Genomic DNA, 5210 nt, shown 5'->3' on the forward strand with positions numbered 1-5210 from the left:
ACTGGCAGGTCTCGGGCACCGTGCTCGTCACCGGCGGCACCGGCGCGCTCGGCGGTCACGTCGCGCGCTCGCTGGCCGGTGCGGGCGCCGAGCACCTGGTGCTGCTGAGCCGCCGCGGTCCCGACGCCCCGGGCGCCACCGAGCTCCGCGACGAGCTCGCCGTGGCAGGCGTTCGGGTCAGCGTCGTCGCGTGCGACGCGGCCGACCGGGACGCGCTCGCCGCGGTCCTGGCGGACATTCCCGAGGACGTGCCGCTCACCGGCGTCGTGCACACCGCGGGCGTGCTCGACGACGGCCTGATCGACGGGCTCGCGCCGGACCGGTTCGAGCAGGTGTTCCGCGCGAAGGTGACCGCCGCGCGACACCTCGACGAGCTGACCCGCGACCTCGACCTGTCGATGTTCGTGCTCTACGGCTCGGCCGCGGGCGCGATCGGCAGCCGCGGACAGGCCAACTACGCCGCCGCCAACGCCGTGCTGGACGGGATCGCCGTGCGGCGCCGCGCCGCCGGCCTGCCCGCGACCGCGGTGTCCTGGGGCCTGTGGGCCGGCGCCGGTCTCGCCGCCGGGACCGCCGCCCAGACGCAGCAGGGCGTCGTCGCGATGGACCCCCGGCTCGCCACGGCCGCGCTGCACCGCGTGGTCCTCAGCGGCGAGCCCACCCCGATCGTCCACGGCGTCGACTGGGACGTCTTCGCGCCCGGCTTCCTCGCCCTGCGGCGCGGTGCCCTGCTGGCCGACCTGCCCGAGGCCAGGCGGGCGATCGACGCCACCCGCGACGCCGAGCAGCGCCACCGCGGCCGGTCGGCCGAGCTGGCGGAGCGGCTGGCGCCGCTGTCCCCATCGGCACGACAGGACCTGCTGCTCGACCTGGTCCGCGCGCAGGTCGCCGCCGTGCTTCGGTTCCCCGGCCCGGACGCGGTCGACGCGGACAAGGCGTTCAAGGAGCTCGGCTTCGACTCGATCACCGCCGTCGAGCTGGTCAACCGGCTCGCCGCGGCGACCGGCCTGAGCCTGCCGGTCACGCTCGTGTTCGACCACCCGTCGGCCCGCGCGCTCGCCGGGCACCTGCTCGGGAAGACGGTGGGCACCGAGCCGGCCGCCCGAACCAGCCCGGTGGTCGCCGCGCACACCGACGACCCGATCGCGATCGTCGGCATGAGCTGCCGGTTCCCGGGCGGGGTGCGCTCGCCCGAGGACCTGTGGCGGCTGCTCGTCGACGGCGGGGACGCCGTCGGCCCGATGCCCGCCGACCGCGGCTGGCCCGTCGATCCGGACCGCCCGTACCAGGGCGGGTTCCTCGACGACGCGACCCGGTTCGACCCGGCGTTCTTCGGCCTGTCACCGAAGGAGGCCGTGGGCATGGACCCACAGCAGCGCCTGGTGATGGAGTCCACCTGGGAGGCGTTCGAGCACGCCGGCATCGACCCGGATTCGCTGCGCGGCAGCCGGACCGGCGTCTACGTCGGCACCGCGGGCAGCCTCTACATGCCCGCGAGCGAGGACGCCGCCAACGTCATGACGGGTGTCCTGACGAGCATCATGTCCGGCCGGGTCGCCTATACGCTCGGCCTGGAGGGGCCGGCGGTCACCGTCGACACGGGGTGCTCGGCGTCGCTGATGACGATCCACCTCGGCGGGCAGTCGTTGCGCGCGGGGGAGTGCGACCTGGTGGTCGCCGGCGGCGTGATGGTGATGGCGACCCCGTACGCGTTCGACCAGTTCGACGCGCTCGGCGGCTGGTCCGCCGACGGCCGCTGTCACGCGTTCGCCGACTCCGCCGACGGCATGGGCTGGGGTGAGGGCGTCGGGTTCGTGGTCCTGGAACGCCTGTCCGACGCCCGCCGCAACGGACACGACGTCCTCGCGGTGCTCCGGGGTTCGGCGGCCAACCAGGACGGGGCGTCCAACGGGCTCACCGCGCCCAACGGCCTGGCGCAGCAACGCGTCATCCGCGCGGCGCTGGCGAGTGCTCAACTGTCCACATCGGACGTCGATGCCGTGGAGGCGCACGGCACCGGCACCACGCTGGGCGATCCCATCGAGGCGAACGCGCTGCTGGCCACCTACGGCCAGGACCGCGAGCAACCGCTGCTGCTGGGCTCGATCAAGTCCAACCTCGGCCACACCCAGGGCGCGGCCGGCGTCGCCGGCGTCATCAAGATGGTGCTCGCGCTGCGCCACGGCATGTTGCCCAAGACGCTGCACGTGGACCGGCCGACGACGGCCGTCGACTGGACCACCGGGTCGGTCGAGCTGCTCAGCGACGCGTGCGAGTGGCCGGAGAGCGACCGGCCGCGGCGGGCCGGCGTGTCCTCGTTCGGCATCAGCGGCACCAACGTGCACGCGATCTTCGAGCAGGCCCCGGCGACCGACGAGCCGGCGCCCCGCCGCGACCCGGTCGCGATGCCGTGGGTCGTGTCCGGTCGCACGGCACAGGCACTCCGGGACCAGGCCGCCCGGCTGGCGTCCCATGTGGACGAGCTGCATCCGGTGGACGTCGGCCACTCGCTGGTGGCCGGGCGCGCCCGGCACCGGCATCGCGCGGTGGTCGTCGGGACGGACCGCGCCACGCTGCTGACCGGTACCGCCGCGCTCGCCGCCGGCACTCCCGCCGCCGAGGTGGTCGAGGGCGTGGCGGACGTGGACGGGCGGACGGTGTTCGTCTTCCCGGGCCAGGGCTCGCAGTGGGCGGGCATGGGCGCGCGGCTGCTGGTCGAGTCGCCGGTGTTCGCGGAGCGGCTGGCCGAGTGTGCCGCCGCCCTGTCGCCGTACCTGGACTGGTCGTTGCTCGACGTCCTCCGCGACGGTCACGAGCTGGACCGGGTGGACGTGGTGCAGCCCGCGTCGTTCGCGGTGCTGGTGTCGCTGGCCGCGGTGTGGCAGTCCTTCGGAGTCACGCCGGACGCCGTCGTGGGGCACTCGCAGGGCGAGATCGCCGCCGCCGTGGTCGCCGGTGCACTGTCCCTCGAAGACGGTGCGCGGGTGGTCGCGTTGCGCAGTCAGGCGATCGCGCGCACGCTGGCGGGCCGCGGCGGGATGATGTCGGTCGCGCTGCCGGTGGCCGAGGTGGAGACCCGGCTCGTCGAGGGACTGTCGATCGCCGCCGTGAACGGGCCGGCTGCCGTCGTCGTCGCCGGGGATCTCGGTGCGCTGGATGTGTTGTTCGATGAGCTGTCGGCGCGGGAGATACGCGTGCGCCGGATCCCGGTCGACTACGCGTCGCACTCCGCACACGTCGAACTGCTCCGTGACGAGCTGCTCGACGCCCTGGCGCCGGTCACGCCGCGACGGGCCGTCGTGCCGTTCTTCTCCACCGTCACCGGACAGTGGGCGGACGGCACCGAGCTCGACGCCGGCTACTGGTATCGCAACCTGCGCGGCCAGGTGGGGTTCGAGCCCGCCGTCCGGGCGCTGCTCAGGGAGCGGCACCGCGCGTTCGTCGAGGTGAGCCCGCACCCCGTGCTGAGCATGAGCGTGCAGGAGACCATCGACAGTGCCGATGTCCCAGCCGATGTCCCAGCCGACGTCCCCGCGGTAGCGGTCGGCACGCTGCGTCGCGACGACGACGACCTCGCCCGGTTCCTCACCTCCGCGGCCGAGCTGTACGTCCGGGCGGGCCGGGTCGACTGGACGCGGGCGTACGAGGGCACTGGTGCGCGGCGGGTCGTGCTGCCGCCGTACGCCTTCCAGCACGAGCACTACTGGTCCAACATGGCGACCTCGATCCGTGCCGGCGACCCGGCCGGGCTCGGTCTGCTCGCGGCGGAGCACCCGATGCTCGGCGCCGCCATGGAGCTGGCGCCGACCGCGGGTGTCGTGTTCAGCGGCCGGCTCTCGCTCACCACGCATCCGTGGCTCGCCGACCACGCCGCGGGCGGCGTTGTGCTGCTGCCCGGCAGCGGGTTCCTCGAGCTCGTGGTTCGCGCGGCCGACCACGTCGGCGCCGACGTGGTCGAGGAGCTGACACTCGGCGTCCCGCTGGTGCTCGGCGAGCACGATGCGGTCGACCTGCAGGTGGCCGTCGCGGCGCCGGACGAGACCGGCCGCCGGGGCGTCACCGTCCACTCGCGACCGGCCGACGACTCCGAGTCGCCGTGGGTGCCGCACGCGAGCGGCATGCTGGCGACCGGCGCTCCGGTCACCGACTTCGACGCCACACCGCCGGCGGCCGCCCGGCCGCTGGACGTCGGCGACCTCTACGACCGGCTCGCCGACGCCGGGCTCGACTACGGGCCGGCGTTCCAGGGCCTGCGGGCGGCGTGGGCGCACGACGACGACGTGTACGCCGAGGTCGCCCTGCCGGACGACGCGGCCGAGAGCGCCGGCGCCTACGGCATGCACCCGGCACTGCTCGACGCCGCCTTCCACGCCGCGTCCTATCTGGACGGTGACGGTGGCGGGCTGCTGTTCTCACTCGTGGGCGTGTCGCTGCACGCCGCCGGTGTGTCGTCGCTGCGGGTCAGGCTGACCCGGACCGAGCCCGGCGCGTTCGCCCTGACCGCGGTCGACGCGGCGGGAAACCCGGTGCTGCGCATCGACTCCGTGACCTCCCGCCGGGCGGACACGGCCCGCCCGGTCGCCCGGCAGGACGGCATGTACCGGCTCGACTGGGTCACCGCACCGGCGCCGACGGCCGAGCCTCCCGCGGTCACGGTCTTCGACCTGGACACGGACCTCGCGACGTTCGATGCCTCGGACCTGGCCGCGGTGCGGGTCGCCTCCCGCGCGGACCTGCCGATGCCCGAACGGCTGCGCGACCTGACGTCCCGGGTCCTGCTGCTGATCCAGCGCTGGCTCGCCGACGACCGCACCGCCGCGACCCGGCTGGTCTTCGTGACCGACGGTGCCGTCGAGACCGACGACCTCGCGGCGGCCGCCGTGTGGGGCCTGGTGCGATCCGCCCAGATCGAGCACCCGGACCGGTTCGTCCTCGTCGACTCGCCGGACCCGCCGGAGACGGCCGCGGCCGTGGCGGCATCCGGCGAACCGCAGTACACCGTCCGCGACGGCGAAGCCCGCGTCGCCCGGCTCGCTCCGCTGGCCACGAACGCGGACGACGCCACGCCGTGGAATCCCGAGGGGACCGCGCTCGTCACGGGCGGCACCGGCGGGCTGGCCGGCCACCTCGCCCGCCACCTCGTGCGGGAGCGCGGCATGCGCCACCTGCTGCTGGTGAGCCGCCGCGGCCCGGACGCACCCGGCGCGAGC

At 74.9% G+C, this 5210-nt stretch carries 1 protein-coding gene; it reads left to right on the forward strand.

What is annotated here, in order from left to right:
* The coding region (locus ACRDSK_RS31640) for a type I polyketide synthase (RefSeq protein WP_431445070.1) at window positions 1–5210 on the forward strand (5210 nt) is incomplete at both ends.

Origin of the sequence: Actinophytocola sp. (assembly GCF_050699915.1) — a bacterium.
In the GTDB taxonomy this organism is placed as follows: domain Bacteria; phylum Actinomycetota; class Actinomycetes; order Mycobacteriales; family Pseudonocardiaceae; genus Actinophytocola.